General features: G+C 60.4%; 20 protein-coding genes and 1 pseudogene. 8 read left to right on the top strand and 13 right to left on the bottom strand.

Features of this window, described 5'->3' with window-relative positions; translation table 11 throughout:
* From lpxA to rpsB, 13 genes are all read right to left on the bottom strand, one after another.
* On the bottom strand, positions 1 to 777 hold the full coding sequence (gene lpxA, locus FGE05_RS19045) for an acyl-ACP--UDP-N-acetylglucosamine O-acyltransferase (RefSeq protein ID WP_139647367.1): 777 nt from the start codon (positions 775 to 777) through the stop codon (positions 1 to 3).
* Complete coding sequence (gene fabZ / locus FGE05_RS19040; protein WP_139647365.1) at positions 774 to 1,214, bottom strand: 3-hydroxyacyl-ACP dehydratase FabZ; 441 nt, start codon at positions 1,212 to 1,214, stop codon at positions 774 to 776. Before fabZ ends, lpxA begins: the two co-directional genes overlap by 4 nt.
* Before the next feature lie 106 nt (positions 1,215 to 1,320).
* Entirely contained in the window at positions 1,321 to 2,376 is a 1,056-nt protein-coding gene (gene lpxD, locus FGE05_RS19035) for a UDP-3-O-(3-hydroxymyristoyl)glucosamine N-acyltransferase (protein ID WP_139647363.1), read from the bottom strand.
* Between the two features lie 3 nt (positions 2,377 to 2,379).
* Positions 2,380 to 2,883, bottom strand: a complete 504-nt coding sequence (locus FGE05_RS19030) for an OmpH family outer membrane protein (RefSeq protein ID WP_024779019.1) — start codon at positions 2,881 to 2,883, stop codon at positions 2,380 to 2,382.
* A gap of 45 nt (positions 2,884 to 2,928) precedes the next feature.
* The gene (gene bamA / locus FGE05_RS19025; protein WP_139647361.1) at positions 2,929 to 5,304 is read right to left on the bottom strand and encodes an outer membrane protein assembly factor BamA; all 2,376 of its coding nucleotides are present in this window, start codon (positions 5,302 to 5,304) and stop codon (positions 2,929 to 2,931) included.
* Positions 5,305 to 5,378: 74 nt separating this feature from the next.
* Positions 5,379 to 6,731: a sigma E protease regulator RseP gene (gene rseP, locus FGE05_RS19020; RefSeq protein WP_139647359.1), complete on the bottom strand. Its 1,353-nt coding sequence runs from the start codon at positions 6,729 to 6,731 to the stop codon at positions 5,379 to 5,381.
* A 52-nt stretch (positions 6,732 to 6,783) separates the two neighbouring features.
* The gene (gene ispC, locus FGE05_RS19015) at positions 6,784 to 7,974 is read right to left on the bottom strand and encodes a 1-deoxy-D-xylulose-5-phosphate reductoisomerase (protein WP_139647357.1); all 1,191 of its coding nucleotides are present in this window, start codon (positions 7,972 to 7,974) and stop codon (positions 6,784 to 6,786) included.
* Complete coding sequence (locus FGE05_RS19010; protein ID WP_139647355.1) at positions 7,971 to 8,777, bottom strand: phosphatidate cytidylyltransferase; 807 nt, start codon at positions 8,775 to 8,777, stop codon at positions 7,971 to 7,973. The genes ispC and FGE05_RS19010 overlap by 4 nt, the downstream gene beginning before the upstream one ends.
* The gene (gene uppS / locus FGE05_RS19005; protein WP_024779014.1) at positions 8,777 to 9,532 is read right to left on the bottom strand and encodes a polyprenyl diphosphate synthase; all 756 of its coding nucleotides are present in this window, start codon (positions 9,530 to 9,532) and stop codon (positions 8,777 to 8,779) included. Before uppS ends, FGE05_RS19010 begins: the two co-directional genes overlap by 1 nt.
* A gap of 12 nt (positions 9,533 to 9,544) precedes the next feature.
* A complete protein-coding gene (gene frr / locus FGE05_RS19000; protein ID WP_139647352.1) occupies positions 9,545 to 10,102 on the bottom strand; it encodes a ribosome recycling factor in 558 nt (185 codons plus the stop codon).
* On the bottom strand, positions 10,099 to 10,842 hold the full coding sequence (pyrH, locus tag FGE05_RS18995) for a UMP kinase (protein ID WP_003198235.1): 744 nt from the start codon (positions 10,840 to 10,842) through the stop codon (positions 10,099 to 10,101). The genes frr and pyrH overlap by 4 nt, the downstream gene beginning before the upstream one ends.
* A gap of 211 nt (positions 10,843 to 11,053) precedes the next feature.
* Complete coding sequence (gene tsf, locus FGE05_RS18990; protein WP_139647350.1) at positions 11,054 to 11,920, bottom strand: translation elongation factor Ts; 867 nt, start codon at positions 11,918 to 11,920, stop codon at positions 11,054 to 11,056.
* A gap of 194 nt (positions 11,921 to 12,114) precedes the next feature.
* Entirely contained in the window at positions 12,115 to 12,852 is a 738-nt protein-coding gene (rpsB, locus tag FGE05_RS18985; protein ID WP_033034560.1) for a 30S ribosomal protein S2, read from the bottom strand.
* A gap of 430 nt (positions 12,853 to 13,282) precedes the next feature.
* Between rpsB and map the strand changes: the two genes are divergently transcribed.
* The 8 genes and pseudogenes from map to FGE05_RS18945 all read left to right on the top strand — a co-directional run bounded on the left by map (position 13,283) and on the right by FGE05_RS18945 (position 22,368).
* The gene (gene map / locus FGE05_RS18980; RefSeq protein WP_139647348.1) at positions 13,283 to 14,065 is read left to right on the top strand and encodes a type I methionyl aminopeptidase; all 783 of its coding nucleotides are present in this window, start codon (positions 13,283 to 13,285) and stop codon (positions 14,063 to 14,065) included.
* A gap of 48 nt (positions 14,066 to 14,113) precedes the next feature.
* Positions 14,114 to 16,816, top strand: coding sequence for a [protein-PII] uridylyltransferase (locus FGE05_RS18975; RefSeq protein ID WP_139647346.1), 2,703 nt, complete (start codon positions 14,114 to 14,116; stop codon positions 16,814 to 16,816).
* A 128-nt stretch (positions 16,817 to 16,944) separates the two neighbouring features.
* Positions 16,945 to 18,144: a succinyldiaminopimelate transaminase gene (dapC, locus tag FGE05_RS18970; protein WP_139647344.1), complete on the top strand. Its 1,200-nt coding sequence runs from the start codon at positions 16,945 to 16,947 to the stop codon at positions 18,142 to 18,144.
* Positions 18,145 to 18,488: 344 nt separating this feature from the next.
* Positions 18,489 to 18,735, top strand: a pseudogene (locus FGE05_RS18965) (Fis family transcriptional regulator).
* A 403-nt stretch (positions 18,736 to 19,138) separates the two neighbouring features.
* Positions 19,139 to 19,501 (top strand): ArsC family reductase, encoded by a 363-nt coding sequence (locus FGE05_RS18960; protein ID WP_139647342.1) that lies wholly within the window; start codon positions 19,139 to 19,141, stop codon positions 19,499 to 19,501.
* Between the two features lie 33 nt (positions 19,502 to 19,534).
* Positions 19,535 to 20,569 (top strand): 2,3,4,5-tetrahydropyridine-2,6-dicarboxylate N-succinyltransferase, encoded by a 1,035-nt coding sequence (gene dapD / locus FGE05_RS18955; protein WP_047702245.1) that lies wholly within the window; start codon positions 19,535 to 19,537, stop codon positions 20,567 to 20,569.
* 171 nt (positions 20,570 to 20,740) lie between these two features.
* Complete coding sequence (locus FGE05_RS18950) at positions 20,741 to 21,946, top strand: aminotransferase class V-fold PLP-dependent enzyme (RefSeq protein ID WP_139647341.1); 1,206 nt, start codon at positions 20,741 to 20,743, stop codon at positions 21,944 to 21,946.
* Complete coding sequence (locus FGE05_RS18945) at positions 21,943 to 22,368, top strand: SufE family protein (protein ID WP_139647339.1); 426 nt, start codon at positions 21,943 to 21,945, stop codon at positions 22,366 to 22,368. The genes FGE05_RS18950 and FGE05_RS18945 overlap by 4 nt, the downstream gene beginning before the upstream one ends.
* Positions 22,369 to 22,376 lie beyond the last annotated feature (8 nt).

The following is a 22,376-nucleotide window of genomic DNA, read 5'->3' as shown; positions in this document are numbered from 1 at the left end:
TCAGCGAGTGATGCCGCGGGTCGAAGACTGGATGGAATCGCGGAACACCGCGACTTCCGGGAACTGGGTCGATGCCTCTGTCAACTCGACGAGCGCCTGCTCGATGGTCAACCCCTGGCGATACACGACCTTATAGGCGCGACGTAATGCACTGATCGCATCTTCGCTGAAGCCACGACGACGCATGCCTTCGAAGTTCATGCTGCGGGCTTCGGCCGGATTGCCGAACACCGTGACATAAGCCGGGACGTCCTTGCCGATGGCGGTGCCCATGCCGGAAAAGCTATGGGCGCCGATATGGCAGTACTGGTGAACCAGGGTGAAGCCGGACAGGATCGCCCAATCGTCCACGTGGACATGGCCGGCCAGCGCGGTATTGTTCACCAGGATGCAATGGTTGCCGATGACGCTGTCGTGGCCAATGTGGGCGTAGGCCATGATCAGGTTGTGGTCGCCCAGGGTCGTTTCGGAACGATCCTGAACGGTGCCACGGTGAATCGTCACGCCCTCGCGGATCACGTTGTGATCGCCGATGACCAGGCGGGTTTCTTCACCTTTGTATTTGAGATCGGGCGTGTCCTCGCCTACCGTAGAAAACTGGTAGATGCGATTGTGCCGGCCGATCCGGGTCGGTCCCTTGAGCACTACGTGCGGGCCGATCACCGTACCCTCGCCGATTTCCACACCTGCGCCGATAATCGACCAAGGGCCGACCTCGACATCGGCGGCCAGGACGGCCGTCGGATCGATGATTGCGCGAGGGTCAATCAAACTCATAGTTTGCGTTCCGCGCAAATGATTTCAGCGGAGCAGACAGGCTTGCCGTCGACCGAAGCCTGGCATTCGAACTTCCAGATCTGGCGCTTGCAACTGATGAACGTGGCTTCGAGGATCAGCTGATCGCCCGGGGTCACCGGCTGGCGGAAACGCAACTTGTCGGACCCGACGAAGTAGTAGAGCGTGCCGTCCGCGGGCTTCACGTCCATGATCTTGAAACCAAGGATTCCGGCAGCCTGAGCCATGGCCTCGATGATCAGCACGCCCGGCATGATGGGATGCGCAGGGAAGTGACCATTGAAGAACGGCTCATTGATGCTGACATTCTTGTAGGCGCGAATGCGCTTGCCCTCAACATCCAGCTCCACTACCCGATCCACGAGCAGGAACGGGTAACGGTGAGGCAGGTATTCGCGAATCTCGTTGATGTCCATCATTTCGGGGGGAAGCCTATGTAAAGATTGGGAGGTGCGCGGTAGACGCGCGCTCCGCTAGCAAATCAAGGAAGCCTGGCGGCCGTGCACACTTGATATGGAAATGGTATCAGCCATCTGATGAAGCATTACCGCCAGGGGTCACGTCCCCTACACGCTTTTCCACCTGTTTCAGGCGGCGCGCGATGTCATCGAGCTGACGGATACGGGCCGCGCTCTTGCGCCATTCGGCCGCCGGCTGCATCGCCGTACCGGAGGAATAGGCACCGGGCTCGGTAATCGAGTGGGTCACCATGGTCATCCCGGTCAGGAAAACGTTGTCGCAGATATCGATATGCCCCACCAGCCCCACGCCACCGGCGAGCATGCAGTGCTTGCCGATCTTGGTGCTGCCGGAGATACCCACGCAGGCCGCCATGGCGGTGTGGTCACCGACCTGGACGTTGTGGGCGATCTGGATCTGGTTGTCCAACTTCACACCATTGCCGATGACGGTGTCAGCCAGCGCGCCGCGGTCGATGGCGGTATTGACGCCGATCTCCACGTCATCGCCGACAGTGACGCCACCGATCTGGGCAATCTTCTGCCAGATGCCCTTCTCGTTGGCAAAACCGAATCCTTCACCGCCCAGCACCGCGCCCGACTGGATCACCACCCGCTTGCCGATGCGCACATCGTGATACAGGGTAACCCGGGGAGCCAGCCAGCCACCTTCGCCGATCTCGCTACGGGCACCGACGAAACAATGGGCACCCAGCGTGACACCGGCACCGATCCGCGCCGCACTCTCGATGACCACGAAAGGACCGATGCTGGCCGTCGGGTCGACCACCGCATCCGCCGCAATTACCGCACTGGGATGAATGCCGGCAGCCGATTTGGGCTTGGGATCGAACAGATGGGAAATCCGCGCGTACGCCAGGTACGGATCGGGCACGATCAGCGCGTCACCGGCAAAACCTTCGGCATCGGCAGCCTTGAGCAACAGCGCCGCGGCCCGGCTATCGGCCAGGTATTTGCGATATTGAGGATTTGCCAGGAAGCTCAACTGAGCTGGGCCAGCCTCTTGCAAAGTGGCTAGCCCAGTAATTGCCTTCTCCGGGTCGCCACGCAGGGTGGCTCCGAGGAACTCGGCCAACTGGCCGAGTTTGATAGTCGCTGTCATGGATTACTTCAGCTGATTCATGCGCTCGATGACCTGGCGCGTGATGTCGTACTGAGGTTTGACATCGATCACTGCGCCACGCTCGAACACCAGGTCAAAACCACCTTTCTTGATGACTTCTTCCACAGCGCTGTCGAGTTTCGGCTTGAGCTGCTTGAGCATTTCACGGTCGGCAACGGCTTTCGCTTCGTTCAGTTCCTTGGACTGGAACTGGAAGTCACGAGCCTTTTGCTTGAATTCAAGCTCCAGACGCTCACGCTCGCCCTGGGCCATCTTGTCGCCACCGGCGACCAGGCGATCCTGGATCCCTTTGGCACTGCTTTCCAGGCTCTTGAGCTTGGTCAGTTGCGGGCCGAATTTTTTCTCCGCATCCACGGCGTATTTCTTCGCCGCGTCGGATTCCAGCAAGGCCATCTGATAGTTCAGAACGGCGATCTTCATGTCGGCAAAAGCCGGACCTGCGACCAGCACGGTCGCCAGGAGAACCAATTGAGTCAACTTACGCACGATGTACTCCTACAAAATCCATTGTCGTTATCTTGGGTCAGACGCTTAGAACGTCTGGCCGAGGGAGAATTGGAACACTTGGGTTTCAGCGTCATCCGGTTTCTTGATCGGCATCGCCAGCGCGAAGCTCAAAGGACCGAGCGCGGTAACCCAGGTCACGCCTACACCAACGGAACTGGCCATGTTGCTGAGGCTGATGTCGTTGCACTGAGTGTTGGACTTGGTGCCGTTAGTGTTGGTGGTGTCGCTGCACTTGGAGTCGAAGACGTTACCCACATCCCAGAATACCGAGGTCCGCAGCGAGCGCTGATCCTTGACGAACGGCATCGGGAACAGAACTTCAAGACCACCCTGGATGAGTACGTTGCCACCAAACGGCAGTGGGTCCTGATCCGGGTCGGCTACGGTACCCGGGTTGGTGCCCTTGCTCGGGGTGCTGCGTGGGCCCAGGGTACTGTCCTTGAAACCACGTACCGAGTTGAAACCACCTGCGTAATAGTTCTCGTAGAACGGCAAGCCATCGGTCGACCCGTAGCCATCACCATAGCCCAGTTCGGTATGCAGGCGCATGGTGTAGGTGTCGGTCAACGGCTGGAACAGCTGGCCGCGATAGTCGAGCTTGAAGAACGACAGGTCACTGCCAGGCGTGGTGGTTTCCAGAACCAGGCTCTGGGAATGACCACGTGTCGCCAGCACGCCCTTGTTCAGGGTCGATTCGGACCAGCCGGCAGACGCCTTGAAGTTCAGGTAGCTGTCGCCTTCCTTGTTAACGAAATCGAAGATCTCGTCGACGGTGTATCTACCGGTGTTGATCTTGTCCTGCTGGGCAGTCAGACCGAACGTCAGGCGCGAGGTCTCGCTGATCGGATAACCGATGTTGGCGCCGACACCATAGCTGTCCACCGCATAGCTGGAGATATCGGAGTCGAGCTCGTCATAGTCGGTGGTGCGATAGAAGGCGTTGTAGCCCAGGCTCACACCGTCGGCAGTCCAGTAGGGGTCCACGAAACCGAAATTGTAGCGGGTCTGGTATTCACTGCGGGTCAGGCCGATGCTGACCTTGTTACCGGTACCCAGGAAGTTGTTCTGGGTAATCGAGCCACCGAGGATCAGGCCGGCGCTCTGGGCAAAACCGACACTGGCGGTGATCGAGCCGGAAGCCTGCTCTTCGACGCTGTAGTTCACATCGACCTGGTCGTCGACGCCCGGCACCGCGGGAGTCTCGACGTTGACTTCCTTGAAGAAGCCCAGGCGCTCCAGACGGGTCTTGGACTGGTCGATCAGGTAGGTCGAAGCCCAGCCACCTTCCATCTGGCGCATTTCACGACGCAGCACCTCGTCCTCGGACTTGGTGTTGCCACGGAAGTTGATGCGATTGACGTAGGCACGCTTGCCCGGGTCCACGGCGAAGGTGATGTCGACGGTGTGGTCTTCATCATGTGGTTGCGGCACGCCGTTGACGTTGGCAAAGGTATAGCCTTCGTTACCCAGGCGGCGGGTGATCAGTTCGGACGTGGTGGTCATCAGCTTGCGCGAGAACACCTGGCCTTTCTGTACCAGCAGCAACGACTTGACCTGGTCTTCAGGCACCTTCAGGTCACCGCTGAGCTTGACGTCGCGAACCGTGTACTTCTCGCCTTCGTTGACGTTGACGGTGATGTAGACGTGCTTCTTGTCCGGGGTAATGGACACCTGGGTCGAAGCGATGTCCATGTTGATGTAGCCACGGTCCAGGTAGTAGGAACGCAGGCGCTCCAGGTCACCGGAGAGTTTTTCACGGGCGTACTTGTCATCGTTCTTGAAGAACGACAGCCAGTTGGTGGTCTTGAGTTCGAATAGGTCGATCAGGTCTTCGTCGGGGAAAACCGTGTTGCCCACCACGTTGATGTGCTGGATGGCTGCCACGGTGCCTTCGTTGATGTTGACCTTCAGGCCCACACGGTTACGTGGCTGCGGCACCACTTCGGTGTCGACGGTGGCCGAATAGCGACCCTGGGCGACGTACTGGCGCTGCAGTTCGTTACGCACACCTTCGAGGGTCGCGCGCTGGAAGATCTCGCCTTCGGCCAGGCCGGACTGCTTGAGGCCTTTCATCAGGTCTTCAGTGGAGATCGCCTTGTTGCCTTCGATCTCGATGCTGGCGACTGACGGCCGCTCGACGACCGTAATGACCAGGACGTTACCGTCACGGCCCAGCTGGATATCCTGAAAGAAACCGGTCTTGAACAGCGCACGAGTGGACTCCACCAGGCGCCGATCATCCGCCTGCTCGCCGACGTTCAACGGCAAGGCACCAAAGACGCTACCCGCGGAAACCCGCTGGAGGCCGTTGACACGAATATCAGAGATAGTGAAGGACTCGGCGTGAACTTCGGCGATCATCAACACGGTAAACACCGCGGTTAGCAGCAGACGTTTCATGAAGTCCTTTCTTATTCCAACTGGCAATAAACAAACTGCCGCAAAATGCGGCAGATTCGCAATTCAGCGAAGCGTTACAGACGACCCAGATCGTTGACCAAGGCAAGCAACATCACCCCGACCACCAAGCTGATACCAATCTGTATCCCCCAACCTTGAACCCGATCCGACAAGGGACGACCACGCGCCCACTCGATCAGATAAAACAGCAGATGCCCCCCATCCAGTACCGGGATGGGCAGCAAATTCAGAACCCCCAGGCTAATGCTCAGATAAGCAAGGAAATTCAGGAAATCAGCAACGCCCGACTGGGCAGAAGCGCCCGCCACTTTAGCAATGGTTATCGGTCCACTCAAGTTTTTTACCGAGAGCTCGCCGAACAACATTTTCTTCAGTGAGTCGAGGGTCAGGACACTCATGGTCCAGGTACGACGCGCACCCTCGCCAATCGCTGCGACCGGACCAAAACTGACCTCGCGGATCATCTCCGGTGGCCAATCGACAGCCTTGACGCCCGCCCCCAGGTAACCCGCTGGCGTCTTGCTCTCGCCGCGAGCGGCCAGGGTCACCGGGACGTCGATTGGAGCACCGTCGCGCTCGACGTGCAGCACAATTTTGGTATCAGGACGTACACGAACCGCGTCGACCACCTGCTGCCAGTCATTGACCGACTGACCATCGAGGGCCAACAGGCGATCACCGGTCTTCAGCCCAGCCGCCTGCGCCGGCCCCTTCGGATCGAGCTCGGCCAACACCGGAGGCAATGCCGGACGCCAGGGTCGGATACCCAGGGAGCGGATCGGATCCGGCTCATCGGCCCCCTTGAGCCAGTTATCCAATACCAGTTCCCGAGGAGAATCCGTCGTCGAGCCTTGCTCGCGCACCATCAACTGCAACGAACCGCTCTCACCCAGCCGACGCACGAGTTGCAGGTTGACGGCAGCCCAACCGGAAGTCGGCTCGCCGTCAATGGCAACGATTTCCTCACCCGCGCTCAATCCCGCCCGGGCCGCAACGCTGCCGGCCTCGACCGCGCCGATGACAGGACGTACCTGCTCGCTACCCAACATGGCCAGCGCCCAGAAGAACACCATGGCCAGCAGGAAGTTGGCGATCGGCCCCGCCGCTACGATGGCGATGCGCTGCCGGACAGTCTTGCGATTGAAGGATTGATCAAGCTGATCGGCGGGCACTTCACCTTCACGCTCGTCGAGCATTTTCACGTAGCCGCCCAGCGGGATGGCGGCCACAACGAATTCGGTGCCCTTCTTGTCATGCCAGCGCAGCAAGGGCATGCCAAAGCCGACGGAAAAACGCAGGACCTTCACGCCACAGCGACGGGCGACCCAGAAATGACCGAATTCGTGAAAAGTGACCAGCACACCCAACGCAACCAGGGTGCCGACAATCATATAGAGCGCGCTCATCTGTTTTCTCCGCAATCCTGTCCAGGGCAGCCCCGGCTAACGTACCGCAGCCTCAGCGTCCGTGGCGCTTCAACCATTGACCCGCCAGCTCGCGGGCCCGGGCATCCACGGTGAATACTGCGTCGAGATCATCGAGGGCAACCACGGCCTCGAGATTCAAGACTTCCTCGATGATACTCGCGATCTCGAGGTAACGGACACGTCCATCAAGAAACGCGGCCACCGCCACCTCATTGGCGGCGTTTAGCATGGCCGGGGCACTGTCGCCCGCCTCGGCCGCCTGCCGCGCCAGGCGCAGGCAAGGGAAGCGTTGCTCATCGGGCGCCTGGAAATCCAGGCGGGCGATAGCGAACAGGTCCAGCGGCGCCACACCCGAATCGATTCGATCCGGCCAGGCCAGCGCATTGGCGATGGGCGTGCGCATGTCCGGGTTACCCAATTGGGCCAGCACCGAACCGTCTACATAGTCCACCAGCGAGTGAATCACACTCTGCGGATGAATCACCACCTCGACCTGGGACGGCCTGGCATCGAAAAGCCAGCAGGCCTCGATCAGCTCAAGCCCCTTGTTCATCATGCTGGCCGAATCCACGGAAATCTTGCGTCCCATGGACCAATTCGGATGTGCACAGGCCTGTTCGGGTGAAACATGCTCCAATTCTGACAGCGGTGTCTGCCGGAACGGGCCACCGGAAGCCGTCAGCAAGATCCGCCGGACCCCCACGGCACCCAGGCCACGGGAAAAATCCCGCGGCATGCATTGAAAGATCGCATTGTGTTCGCTGTCGATCGGCAGCAGTACCGAACCACTTTTGCCTACAGCCTGCATGAACAACGCGCCGGACATGACCAGCGCTTCCTTGTTGGCCAACAGGATCTTCTTGCCGGCCTCCACCGCAGCCAGCGTCGGGCGCAGACCCGCAGCGCCGACAATCGCCGCCATCACCGCATCGACTTCAGGATCGGAGGCCACTTCGCACAGGCCCTCCTCGCCCACCAGCACGCGGGTTTGCAGGCCAGCGGCACGCAGGTCATCCTGCAGTGCTCGCGCCACACCGGCTTCGGGCACCACGGCAAACCGAGGGGTGTGACGGATGCACAACGCCAGCAGCTCGCTCAGGCGCGTAAAGCCGCTGAGAGCGAAGACCTGGTAGCGCTCCGGGTGCCGGCCGATGACGTCCAGCGTACTCAGGCCAATCGAACCGGTAGCGCCCAGGACCGTGATCTGCTGAGGACGACTCACGATGCCGCCATCCACAGCAGCACAGCGAAGATCGGGACCGCAGCGGTAAGGCTGTCGATACGATCCAGCACGCCGCCATGGCCAGGCAGCAGATTGCTACTGTCCTTGATCCCGGACTGGCGCTTGAACATGCTTTCGGTCAGGTCCCCGACCACCGAGACGAAGACAATCAGGGCGGCGCCAAACAGGCCGATCAGCAATTGGCCGGCCGTCCATTCCCGTGCAACGCCGACGACGGTCGTAATCACCAGGCTCAGAGCGAGACCACCGTAGACCCCTTCCCAGCTCTTGCCAGGACTGACCTGAGGTGCGAGCTTGCGCTTGCCGAACGCCTTGCCGGAGAAGTAGGCCCCGACATCGGCGCCCCAGACCAGCACCATCACGGCCATGATCTGCCAGTTGCCCAGCGCGCCTTGCTTGATCCAGATAAGACCCTGCCAGGCCGGCAACAGGATCAAGAGACCGATCATCAGCTTGGTCGCGGCATTGGCCCAATGATGGGTCGTGCGGGGGTAGGTCAACACCAGGAAGGTCGCCGTCGCCCACCACAGCACCGAAGCGCCCAGCACCCAGGGTGCAAGACCGGGTACCACATACATGATGAACAGCATGGCCGCCACGACTGCGGCGTAGGTCACACGGGCCGACTGCGCGGCAAAACCGGCCAGCCGCGCCCACTCCCATGCCCCCAACGTTACGACCAGCCCGATGAACAGGGCAAAGCCCGCACCGTCAAGCAGGAAGAAACCGCACAGGGCGATGGGCAACAGGATCAGTGCAGTGATGATTCGTTGTTTGAGCATTAAACCCGGGCCCCAGCTTCGATCTGCTCGCTCGTTTTACCGAAACGACGCTGACGGGAAGCGAAATCGGCCAGCGCAACGCGCATGGCTTCGTGTTTGAAGTCCGGCCAGAACAGGTCGGAGAAGTACAGCTCGGCGTAAGCCAGCTGCCAAAGGAGAAAATTGCTGATGCGATGCTCGCCACCGGTGCGGATACACAGATCCGGCAGCGGCAGGTCACCCGTAGCCAGACAGGTCTGCAGCAGTTCAGGCGTGATGTCCTCCGGCCGCAGGTGCCCGGCCTGGACTTCCCGCGCCAGCCGCTGGGCTGCCTGGGCAATGTCCCACTGACCGCCGTAGTTGGCGGCGATCTGCAGGACAAACCGATCAGCACCGGCCGTCGCGGCCTCGGCCTCGCGCATCGCGGCCTGCAACTCCGGATGAAAGCGTGAGCGATCACCAATGATACGCAGGCTGATGCTGTTCTCGTTGAGACGCTTGGCCTCACGACGCAGAGCCTTGAGGAACAACTCCATCAAGGCGCTGACCTCGTCGGCCGGGCGCTGCCAGTTTTCGCTGGAGAAAGCGAACAGGGTCAGCACCTCGACGCCAGCCTCGGCGCACACTTCGATGACCGCGCGAACCGCATCGACCCCCGCCTTGTGCCCGGCGACACCGGGCATGAAGCGCTTCTTGGCCCAGCGGTTATTGCCGTCCATGATGATCGCTACGTGGCGTGGCACCGCGAACGACGCGGCCTGCTTGGTCTTATCCATGAAACGAGACCCTTATACGGCCATCAGGTCCGCTTCTTTTTGCTTGGTGGCCGCATCAATATCAGCCTCTGCCTTGTCGGTCAGTTTCTGGATATCGGCCGCTGCGCGACGCTCTTCGTCTTCGCTGATTTCCTTGTCCTTGACCAGCTTCTTCAGCTCGCCCAGGGCATCGCGTCGGATATTGCGCACGGCAACCCGAGCATCCTCGGCCGCGCTGCGCGCCTGCTTGGTAAAGCCCTTGCGGGTTTCTTCGGTCAGGGCAGGCATGGAGATCAGCAACAACTCGCCCAGGTTGGTCGGGTTGAGGTTCAGACCAGCGCTCTGGATCGCCTTGTCGACCGCCGCGAGCATGTTGCGCTCAAAGGCCACCACTTGCAGGGTGCGCGAATCCTTCACGGTGATGTTGGCGACGCCACTGATAGGGGTGTCGGTGCCATAGTAAGGAACCATCACGCTGCCCAGGATGCTCGGGTGCGCCTTGCCGGTACGAATCTGGCCAAACGCGTGACTCAGGGACTCCAGGGATTTCTGCATACGCGCTTGGGCGTCTTTCTTGATTTCGTTGATCATTGTTGAACTTCCTCGATCAGGGTTCCTTCGGCGCCGCCATGCACGATGTTCAACAGGGCGCCGGGCTTGTTCATGTTGAAGACGCGCAGCGGCATCTTATGGTCGCGGCACAGGCAGATAGCCGTCAGATCCATGACACCGAGCTTGCGATCCAGCACTTCATCGTAGGTCAGATGATCGAACTTCTCGGCATGCGGGTCCTTGAACGGGTCAGCAGTGTAGACACCATCGACCTTGGTTGCCTTGAGCACGACATCGGCATCGATTTCGATCGCTCGCAGGCAGGCCGCCGAATCCGTGGTGAAGAACGGATTACCGGTACCAGCGGCAAAAATCACCACTTCCTTGGAGTTGAGGTGGCGCATGGCTTTGCGGCGATCGTAGTGATCGGTCACGCCAACCATGGAAATAGCCGACATCACGATGGCCGAGATATTGGCACGCTCCAAGGCGTCGCGCATAGCCAGGGCGTTCATCACAGTGGCCAGCATGCCCATGTGGTCGCCTGTAACCCGATCCATGCCGGCCGCGCTCAGCGCTGCACCACGGAACAGGTTGCCGCCGCCGATGACCAGGCCGACCTGAACGCCGATACCGACCAACTGACCCACTTCGAGGGCCATGCGGTCCAGCACCTTCGGATCGATCCCGAACTCTTCCGAGCCCATCAGGGCCTCGCCGCTAAGCTTGAGTAGAATGCGTTTATAGCGAGCCTGATAACCACTGCCCTGCTGAGCCATTGCGAATCTCTCCTGCGGCGTATTTGAAAATTCTTGGCAGACTGTTTGCAGCCTGCTCTCACTCTAGCGTGACGCTGACACAGCGCCATCGGAACACGGCTTTGTAAGCCAGTTCCGACAGGAAACCAATAAAAATCGGCATCCTTATCCGAAAAGAGGCTGCGCGCGTGAGCGGGCAGCCTCTTCTGGGCGACAGTTGTAAAAACCTGTCTTATTGCTTGCTGGCAGCTGCTACCTGGGCGGCAACTTCTTCAGCGAAGTTGTCGACCGGCTTCTCGATGCCATCGCCTACTTTGAAGTAGGTGAAGGAGACGATTTCAGCACCGGCTTTCTTCGCCAGGTCACCGACCTTGACTTCAGGGTTCTTGACGAACGCCTGCTCAACCAGGCTGGCTTCGGCCAGGAACTTGGAGATACGACCAGCCACCATCTTCTCGGCGATGTCGGCAGGCTTGCCCTTGAGCTTCTCTTCGTTCAACTGCAGGAAAACGCCTTTTTCGCGCTCGATCGCTTCAGCCGAAACGTCCGAAGGCAGCAGGAACTCAGGGTTGGTCGCGGCTACGTGCATGGCGATGTCTTTCGCCAGCTCGGTGTCGCCGCCCTTGAGGACAACAGCCACGCCGATCTTGTTGCCGTGCAGGTAGGTACCCACCACGTCACCTTCAACGCGAACCAGACGACGGATGTTGACGTTCTCGCCGGTCTTGCCAACCAGTACCAGGCGCGCTTGTTCCTGAGCTTCGATCAGCGGAGCTGCGTCGGTCAGTTTGTCAGCGAAGGCCTTGTCGACGCTGGCAGCGACGAATGCCTTGAAGTCGTCCTGCAGAGCCAGGAAGTCGGTCTGGGAGTTCACTTCCAGCAGAACGGCGGCCTTGCCGTCGTCCTTGATGGCGATTGCGCCTTCAGCGGCAACGTTGCCAGCCTTCTTGGCAGCCTTGATGGCGCCCGAAGCACGCATGTCATCAATGGCTTTCTCGATGTCGCCGCCAGCCTTGGTCAAGGCTTTCTTGCAGTCCATCATGCCTTCGCCGGTACGCTCGCGCAGTTCTTTGACCAACGCTGCAGTAATCTCTGCCATTTCAAAATCCTCTTGGATAGGTTTTCAACCATTCCACCCGATCGAACGGGCGATCAATTCTTCCTGGAAAACCATTGCTTATAGACCGCGGCAGATTACAAACAGGTAGCTGCGCTGGCGACAAATGGTTTTCGAGGTGGCAAAAAGGGGGCCAAGCCCCCTTTTTGCTTACTGAGTCAACGCCAGGGCGTCAATTACTCAGCGGCTGCCGCCGGAGCTTCTTCAGCGAAGACTTCGGTGCCGCCTTGAACGTTGTTGCGACCACGGATAACAGCGTCAGCCATCGAACCCATGTACAGCTGGATGGCGCGGATGGCGTCATCGTTGCCTGGGATGATGTAGTCAACGCCTTCCGGGCTGCTGTTGGTATCGACAACGCCGATGACCGGGATACCCAGCTTGTTGGCTTCGGTGATCGCGATGCGCTCGTGGTCAACGTCGATCACGAACAGCGCGTCAGGCAGACCGCCCATGTCCTTGATACCGCCCAGGGAGCGGTCCAGCTTCTCAAGATCGCGAGTGCGCATCAGCGCTTCTTTCTTGGTCAACTTGGCGAAAGTGCCGTCTTCGGACTGGACTTCAAGATCACGCAGACGCTTGATGGAAGCGCGGATGGTCTTGAAGTTGGTCAGCATGCCGCCCAACCAGCGGTGATCGACGTACGGCGAACCGCAACGTGCTGCTTCTTCAGCAACGATCTTGCCAGCGGAACGCTTGGTGCCGACGAACAGAATCTTGTTTTTGCCCTGGGCCAGGCGCTCTACGAAGGTCAGTGCTTCGTTGAACATCGGCAGGGTTTTTTCAAGGTTGATGATGTGGATCTTGTTACGCGCGCCGAAAATGTACTTGCCCATTTTCGGGTTCCAGTAACGGGTCTGGTGACCGAAGTGCACACCGGCCTTCAGCATATCGCGCATGTTGACTTGGGACATGATAGTTCCTTGATAAGTCGGGTTTGGCCTCCACGTATCCCAATGACCAACCAGCGGCTTGTATAAGCCAAAGGCACCCAGGTCATCGTGTCGACACGTGTGTGGATTTAAGCTCACGGGGTCATCCCCGGAAAGCGGCGCATTTTATACCACAGCAAGGGCGAAAACGGAACATGGATTCTGAAATCCTCTGTGGCGAGGAGATTGTGGGAGCAAGGCTTGCCCGCGATGAAGCCTGTGCGGTCCTTCAGAAGTCGAATCACCTGGGTCGCGAGCAAGCTTTGCTCTCCCCCTCCCCTCGCCACTGAGTTCGGCCTGGGGAGCTCTTTGTACTGTTCGTCTGTTAGAATCGCGTTTTCAGGGCCGTGCTGGTCATCATCCGCCGCCCATTTCGTTTTGGACAGCGCCGTCGGGCGCAAAGAGAGCCTGTATGACCGTTACCCTCAAGACTGCCGAGGACATCGCAAAAATGCGTGTTGCCGGCAAACTCGCCGCCGACGTGCTGGAAATGATCGCCGACTACGTCAAGCCAGGCGTGACCACCGAAGAGCTGGACCGCATCTGCCACGACTTCATCGTCAACGAGCAGAAGGCCATCCCGGCGCCGCTCAACTATAAAGGCTTCCCGAAGTCGATCTGCACCTCGATCAACCACGTGGTCTGCCACGGCATTCCCAACGAGAAGCCGCTGAAGGACGGCGACACGCTGAACATCGATGTCACCGTGATCAAGGACGGCTATCACGGCGACACCAGCCGCATGTTCCATGTCGGCAACGTGCCAGAGTGGGCCCAGCGCCTGTCGAAGGTCACCCAGGAATGCATGTACATGGCCATCGAACTGGTGAAACCGGGCTGCCGCCTGGGAGACATCGGCGAAGTGATCCAGAAACATGCGCAGAAGAACGGCTTTTCGGTGGTCCGTGAATTCTGCGGCCACGGCATTGGCAAGGTCTTCCACGAAGAACCGCAGATCCTGCACTACGGCCGTGCCGGCACTGGCATGGAGCTTCAAGCGGGCATGACCTTCACCATCGAACCGATGATCAACCAGGGGCGCGCCGACACCAAGGTCCTGGGCGACGGCTGGACCGCCATCACCAAGGACCGCAAGCTGTCGGCCCAATGGGAGCACACCCTGCTGGTCACCGAGACCGGGTACGAAATCTTCACTCTGCGCAGCGACGACACCATCCCTCGCGTTTCCGCCTGAGTCCAATACAGCGCACAGCTATAGATAGATAGAAAGGAAAGCCATTCAATGCCGCAGGTGGATCCCGAACTCTTCGACCGTGGCCAGTTCCAGGCTGAACTGGCCCTGAAGGCAAGCCCCATCTCGGCCTTCAAGAAGGCGATCCGCCAGGCCCACGAAGTACTCGACCAGCGCTTTCGCGATGGGCGGGATATCCGTCGGCTGATCGAGGACCGCGCCTGGTTCGTCGACAACATCCTGCAGAAGGCCTGGGAGCAGTTCAACTGGAGCCTGGATGCCGACATCGCCCTGGTAGCGGTGGGTGGCTACGGGCGTGGCGAGCTGCACCCCTACTCTGACATCGACCTGCTGATCCTGCTGGACAGTGCCGATCACGAGATCTTTCGTGACTCCATCGAGCGTTTCCTGACGCTGCTGTGGGACATCGGCCTGGAAGTCGGCCAGAGCGTGCGCTCGGTACAGGAGTGCGCCGATGAAGCCCGCGCCGACCTGACGGTGGTGACCAACCTGATGGAAAGCCGCACCATTGCCGGCCCCGAACGGCTGCGCCAGCGCATGCTCGAGGTGACCAGCACGGCGCACATGTGGCCGAGCAAGGACTTCTTCCTGGCCAAACGCGCCGAGCAGAAGGCCCGCCACCACAAATACAACGACACCGAATACAACCTGGAGCCCAACGTCAAAGGCTCACCCGGCGGGCTGCGGGACATCCAGACGATCCTGTGGGTCGCCCGCCGCCAGTACGGCACGCTGAACCTTCGGAACCTGGCCGGCGAGGGTTTCCTGGTGGAGAGCGAAAACGCCTTGCTGGCTTCGTCCCAGGAATTTTTGTGGAAGGTCCGCTACGCACTGCACATGCTCGCCGGGCGCTCCGAAGACCGCTTGCTGTTCGATCACCAGCGCTCCATCGCGGGCCTGCTGGGTTTCGAAGGCCAGGACGCCAAGCAGTCCATCGAAAACTTCATGCAGCAGTACTACCGGGTGGTGATGAGCATCGCCCAGCTCAGCGAACTGATCATCCAGCACTTCGAGGAAGTCATCCTCGCACCGGAAGATACGACGCCGCCGCAGCCGATCAACTCCCGGTTCCAGTTGCACGACGGGTACATCGAGGCACGCAATGCCAATGTGTTCCGGCGCACCCCGTTCGCCATGCTCGAAATCTTCGTGCTGATGGCCCAGCAGCCGGAAATCAAGGGTGTACGCGCCGACACCATTCGCCTGCTGCGGGAGAACCGTCACCTGATCGATGACGACTTCCGCCACGACATCCGCAATACCAGCCTGTTCATCGAGCTGTTCAAGTGCAAGATCGGCGTACACCGCAACCTGCGACGCATGAACCGCTACGGGATCCTGGGGCGTTACCTGCCGGAGTTTGGCTTCATCGTCGGGCAGATGCAGCACGACCTGTTCCACATCTATACCGTCGATGCCCACACCCTGAACCTGATCAAGCATCTGCGTAAGCTTCAGTACACCCAGGTGTCGGAAAAATTTCCGTTGGCCAGCAAGCTCATGGGCAAGCTGCCCAAGCCTGAACTGATCTATATGGCTGGGCTGTACCACGACATTGGTAAAGGTCGCCAGGGCGATCATTCGGAAGTCGGCGCGATGGATGCCGAGGCGTTTTGCCAGCGGCACCAACTGCCTATCTGGGACAGCCGGTTGATCGTCTGGCTGGTGCAGAATCACCTGGTGATGTCGACCACCGCCCAACGCAAGGATCTGTCCGATCCGCAGGTGATCCACGACTTCGCCCAGATCGTCGGCGATGAAACCCGTCTGGATTACCTCTACGTGCTGACGGTGGCCGATATCAACGCCACCAACCCGACCCTGTGGAACTCCTGGCGGGCCAGCCTGTTGCGCCAGCTGTACACCGAGACCAAGCGGGCCTTGCGCCGTGGCCTGGAAAACCCGGTGGACCGCGAGGAGCAGATCCGTCGCACCCAAAGCGCGGCCCTGGATATCCTGGTGCGCGGTGGCACCGACCCGGACGACGTCGAACAGCTCTGGTCGCAACTGGGCGATGATTATTTCCTGCGCCACACCGCCGGCGACGTGGCCTGGCACAGCGACGCGATCCTGCAGCAACCGGCCGACGGCGGACCGTTGGTGTTGATCAAGGAAACCACGCAACGCGAGTTCGAAGGCGGCACGCAGATCTTCATCTACGCGCCGGACCAACACGACTTCTTCGCCGTGACCGTGGCCGCGATGGACCAGCTCAACCTCAACATCCACGATGCCCGGATCATCACCTCCAGCAGCCAGTTCACCCTCGACACTTATATCGTGCTCGACACCGAAGGCGATTCGATTGGTGACAATCCGAAACGGGTCAAACAGATTCGCGACGGTCTCACCAGCGCCCTGCGCAACCCGGCAGACTACCCGACCATCATCCAGCGGCGGGTGCCACGCCAACTCAAACACTTCGCGTTCGCCCCGCAGGTGACGATCCACAACGATGCCCAGCGCCAGATCACGGTGCTGGAACTCAGCGCCCCGGACCGCCCCGGCCTGCTGGCGCGGATCGGTCATATTTTCCTGGAGTTCGACCTGTCGCTGCAGAACGCCAAGATCGCCACCCTTGGCGAGCGGGTGGAAGACGTCTTCTTCATCACCGACGCCCATAACCAGCCGTTGTCCGATCCCCTGCTGTGCAGTCGCCTGCAGGACGCGATCGTCCAGCATTTGAGCGTCAACCAGGAACCGGATACCAACCTGACACGCATCAACATCTGAACCCATGAATTTCCCTGTGGGAGCGAGCCTGCTCGCGATGGCGGCGCGACATTCAGCATTGAGATCGCCTGCCCCACCGCTATCGCGAGCAGGCTCGCTCCCACAGCCCCACATTGAACGAGGCCCCCATGAACAACGCCCTGAACCAGTTGCAGCCCTACCCGTTCGAAAAGCTTCGCGCCCTGCTGGGCAGCGTCACGCCCAACCCGGACAAGCGGCCGATTGCGTTGTCCATCGGCGAACCCAAGCACCGTTCACCCAGTTTTGTCGCCGAAGCCCTGGCCAGCAATCTGGACCAGATGGCCGTCTATCCGACCACGTTGGGTATCCCCGCCCTGCGGGAAGCCATCGCCGGCTGGTGCGAACGACGCTTCAACGTGCCCAACGGCTGGCTCGACCCGGCGCGTCATGTGCTGCCGGTCAATGGTACCCGGGAGGCGCTGTTCGCCTTCACCCAGACCGTGGTCAACCGTGGCGACGATGCACTGGTGGTCAGCCCGAACCCTTTCTATCAGATCTATGAAGGCGCCGCGTTCCTGGCCGGGGCCAAGCCGCACTACCTGCCGTGCCTGGACGAGAGCGGCTTCAACCCGGATTTCGACGCCGTTTCGGCGGACATCTGGAAACGCTGCCAGATCCTGTTCCTGTGCTCCCCTGGCAACCCGACCGGCGCCCTGATTCCGGTGGACGTGCTGAAGAAACTCATTGCCCTGGCCGACGAGCACGACTTCGTGATCGCCGCCGACGAGTGCTACAGCGAACTGTACTTCGACGAACAGACCCCGCCACCGGGCCTGCTCAGTGCCTGCGTCGAACTTGGCCGCCAGGACTTCAAGCGCTGCGTGGTGTTCCACAGCCTGTCCAAGCGCTCCAACCTGCCTGGCCTGCGCTCCGGTTTCGTGGCGGGCGACGCGGACATCCTCAAGGGTTTCCTGCTGTATCGGACCTATCACGGCTGCGCGATGCCAGTGCAGACCCAATTGGCGAGCATCGCCGCGTGGAACGACGAAGAACACGTACGGGCCAACCGGACGCTGTACCGGGAGAAGTTCGACGCCGTGCTGGACATCCTCAGCCCGGTGCTGGATGTGCAACGCCCCGATGGCAGCTTCTACCTGTGGCCAAACGTGGCAGGCGACGACGCAGCCTTCTGCCGGGATCTGTTCGAACAGGAACACGTGACCGTGGTGCCGGGCTCCTACCTGTCCCGCGAAGTCGATGGCGTCAACCCGGGCGCCGGCCGCGTGCGCATGGCCCTGGTTGCACCACTGGCCGAATGCGTCGAAGCCGCAGAGCGGATCCGCGCATTCATCCAGCGTCGAGGTTGAGGGCTGTTGTGGGAGCGAGCTTGCTCGCGAAGGCGTCAGTTCAGTGGCCTATCCGTAGACTGATATGCCGCTTTCGCGAGCAAGCCCGCTCCCACACTGAATTACGGATTCCCACTCTCCCCGTAGCGACGCCGAAACCTGTGGGAGCCGAGCTTGCTCGCGATGACGGCGGTACAGTCGATAACATCGCAAGCTGATCCAATGCAATCGCGAGCAGGCTCGCTCCCACACTGGATAGTGAGTGGTCGCAGTATTCGGGAACTCACTGAACAAAATCTCAGCAACGCGGCGGTTACGCAACGCACCTATTTCGGTACATTTCACTGAAGACTGAGGTACCGCAAATGAACAAGCATATTGGATCTGACTTTGATGACTTCCTCGCCGAGCAAAGCATTGCCGAGGAGGTTTCCGCTGCGGCGCTCAAACGTGTTATTTCCTGGCAGATTGCCGAGGCAATGAAACTACAGAAAGTCACCAAAAAAAGCCTTGGCGGAGCGGATGCACACCAGTCGCACCGCAGTTGATCGTGCGCTAGGTCAGAGGGTGGAAGTACGGTTGGTGCCTGAGCAGGAAGGGGCTCACGCATAAGCGCTTTTGTGGCGAGGGGATTTATCCCCGCTGGGCTGCGCAGCGGCCCCCAAAACAGACAACTCGGTGTGCCAGAACGATTGAGTTCACTGCTTTAGGGTTGCTGCGCAGCCCAACGGGGATAAATCCCCTCGCCACAGGTCCAGCGCTTCACAGGTATTTTTGTGTTTGCCTTTCGATTTATCGCGCGCAAGCTTTGCTCCCACAGTGGACTTGTGGGGCTAACGCAACCTGTGATCAATACCGGATACTGTGGGAGCAAAGCTTGCTCGCGATGAAACCACCTCGGCCTGCCAGAAGACCGCGTCATCGTTCATCGCGGGCAAGCCTCGCTCCCACAGCCGTCCGGTCATGGCATAATCCCTCACCTTTTATTTCCGGCACCTGCAAAGGGGGCAGTTCCTTGACCGATTCAAGCAAAACGTTGCACCTTTTCGGCATCAAAGCCTGTGACACCATGAAAAAGGCGCGCACCTGGCTCGATGACCACGCTGTGCGCTACGACTTTCACGATTACAAGAGCGCCGGCATCGACCGTGAGCACCTGACCCAATGGTGCGACGAGCATGGCTGGCAAGTGGTGTTGAACCGTGCCGGTACGACCTTTCGCAAGCTCGACGACGAACGCAAAGCCGATCTCGACCAGTCGAAAGCCATCGAACTGATGCTCGCCCAACCCTCGATGATCAAGCGCCCGGTGCTCGATCTCGGTGACCGAACCCTGATTGGCTTCAAGCCAGATATCTACGCGGCAGAAATCAAGTAAGCCTGCCCAGTCCATTTTGTTGAGGTAATGTTCATGTCCACTACCCTGTTCAGCCTGGCCTTCGGCGTCGGCACCCAAAACCGCCAAGGCGCCTGGCTGGAAGTGTTCTACGCACAGCCACTGCTCAACCCGTCGGCCGACATCGTCAAGGCCATCGCGCCGATCCTGGGCTACAGCGAAGGCAACCAGGCCATCACCTTCACCACCGCCCAGGCCTCGCAACTGGCCGAGGCCCTCAAGGGTGTCGATGCCGCGCAAGCCGCGTTGCTGACCCGCCTGGCCGAAAGCCACAAGCCGCTGGTCGCCACCCTGCTGGCTGAAGATGCGCAACTGAGTTCCACCCCCGAGGCCTACCTCAAGCTGCACCTGCTGTCCCATCGCCTGGTCAAGCCCCATGGCCTGAACCTGGCTGGCATTTTCCCGCTGCTGCCGAACGTGGCCTGGACCAGCCAGGGTGCGATCGACCTCAGCGAACTGGCCGAACACCAACTCGAAGCCCGCCTGCGTGGCGAGCTGCTGGAAGTGTTCTCGGTGGACAAGTTCCCGAAAATGACTGACTACGTGGTTCCGGCCGGCGTGCGTATCGCCGATGCAGCACGGATCCGCCTGGGCGCCTACGTGGGCGAAGGCACCACCGTGATGCACGAAGGTTTCGTCAACTTCAACGCCGGCACCGAAGGCCCGGGCATGATCGAAGGCCGTGTGTCGGCTGGCGTGTTCGTCGGCAAGGGCTCGGACCTGGGCGGCGGTTGCTCCACCATGGGCACCCTGTCGGGTGGCGGCAACATCGTGATCAAGGTCGGCGAAGGCTGCCTGATCGGTGCCAACGCCGGTATCGGTATTCCATTGGGCGACCGCAATACCGTGGAATCGGGCCTGTACGTGACCGCCGGCACCAAGGTGGCGCTGCTGGACGAGAACAATCAGCTGGTCAAGGTGGTCAAGGCCCGCGACCTGGCCGGCCAGCCTGACCTGCTGTTCCGTCGCAACTCTGAAACCGGCGCAGTGGAATGCAAGACCCACAAGTCGGCCATCGAGCTGAACGAAGCACTGCACGCGCATAACTAAGCCGCTTCACCGTCACCTGTGGATGCAAGCTTTTGTGGGAGCCGAGCTTGCTCGCGATGAACGATGACACGGTCTTGCAGTTAAACCGTGTTGCTCCCATCGCGAGCAAGCTCGGCTCCCACAGGGCCCGCTTCCACAGGGTCCAGCTTCACTTCAGCAGGGCCCGAAAGCATGTTGATTCCATCCCCCTGGCGTGCCGATTTCCCGGCCATCGCCGCCCTGCAACGGCAAGGCCAGACCTACCTGGACAACGCCGCCACCACGCAAAAACCCCAAGCCCTGCTGGATGCCCTGGCGCATTATTACGCCAACGGCGCGGCCAACGTGCACCGTGCGCAACACTTGCCAGGCGCCCATGCCACCCAGGCGTTCGAAGACAGCCGTCTCAAGGTGTCGCAATGGCTCAATGGGGGGGAATGCGGGCAGATCGTGTTTACCCACGGCGCCACTTCGGCGCTGAACCTCCTGGCCTACGGCCTGGAACACCTATTCAATCCAGGCGATGAAATCGTCATCAGCGCCCTGGAGCACCACGCCAACCTGCTGCCCTGGCAGCAACTGGCCGAGCGCCGTTCGTTGACGCTGGTGGTGTTGCCGCTCGACACCCACGGGGTGATCGACCTCGACGCCGCCGCCGATCTGATTGGCCCGCGTACGCGCTTGCTGGCGGTGAGCCAATTGTCCAACGTGCTTGGCACCTGGCAACCCTTGCCGCCGCTCTTGGCACTGGCCAAGGCCCAGGGCGCCTTGACGGTCATCGATGGCGCCCAGGGTGTGGTCCACGGCCGTCACGATGTGCAGGCCTTGGAATGCGATTTCTATGTGTTTTCCAGCCACAAGCTCTACGGGCCAGAAGGGCTGGGCGTATTGTTTGGCCGCAACGAAGCACTTCGCGAGCTGCGTCATTGGCAGTTCGGTGGCGAAATGGTGCAGCAGGCCGACTACCACCGCGCCTCTTTCCGCCCCGCGCCCCTGGGTTTCGAAGCCGGCACACCGCCCATCGCCAGCGTGATCGGCCTGGGGGCGACCCTGGATTACCTGTCCACCCTCGACGCACAAGATGTCATTGACCATGAGACTGGGTTGCACGACTACCTGCTCCACGGCCTGCTGGCGCGCAACGGCGTGCGCCTGGTGGGCGATCCACGGCTGGCGCTGGTCAGTTTCGTGGTGGACGGCGTGCACAACGCCGACCTCGCTCATTTGCTGACCGAGCAAGGCATTGCCGTGCGCGCCGGGCATCACTGCGCCATGCCGCTGTTCAAGCATCTGCAGCTGTCGGGAGCGATCCGGGTATCGCTGGCGCTGTACAACGACTCCGCCGATATCGAGCGTTTCTTCGAAGCCCTCGATCAGGCCCTGGAGATGCTGCGATGAACCTGCCTGTCGATGCCGCCACAGCGCTGCAAATCTTCCAGGACGCCTCGGGCTGGGAACAACGGGCCCGGCTGCTGATGCAGTGGGGCGACCGCCTGCCGCCGCTGAACGAGGCGGACAAGTGCGACACCAACCTCGTCAATGGCTGCGAAAGCCAGGTATGGCTGGTGGGGCGGTTGCAGGACGGGCACTGGCAGTTTGCTGCCAGCAGTGATGCGCGGTTGATTCGCGGATTGGTGGCGCTGTTGCTGGCACGGGTCAACGGCTTGTCGGCCGAAGCGTTGCAGCAGGTGGATTTGCCGGACTGGTTCAATCAGTTGGGACTGTCGCGACAGCTGTCGCCTTCCCGCAGCAATGGCTTGAATGCGGTGTTGCAGCGGATGCGTGAACTGACTCAGCAGCCGAACGCGGAGCGTCCGTAGAGGCATTC

The sequence above is a fragment of the Pseudomonas sp. ICMP22404 genome, from assembly GCF_006227205.1.
Taxonomy (GTDB): domain Bacteria; phylum Pseudomonadota; class Gammaproteobacteria; order Pseudomonadales; family Pseudomonadaceae; genus Aquipseudomonas.
The sequence above is the reverse complement of the archived record's forward strand: the minus strand, read 5'-3'. Positions and strand labels throughout refer to the sequence as shown.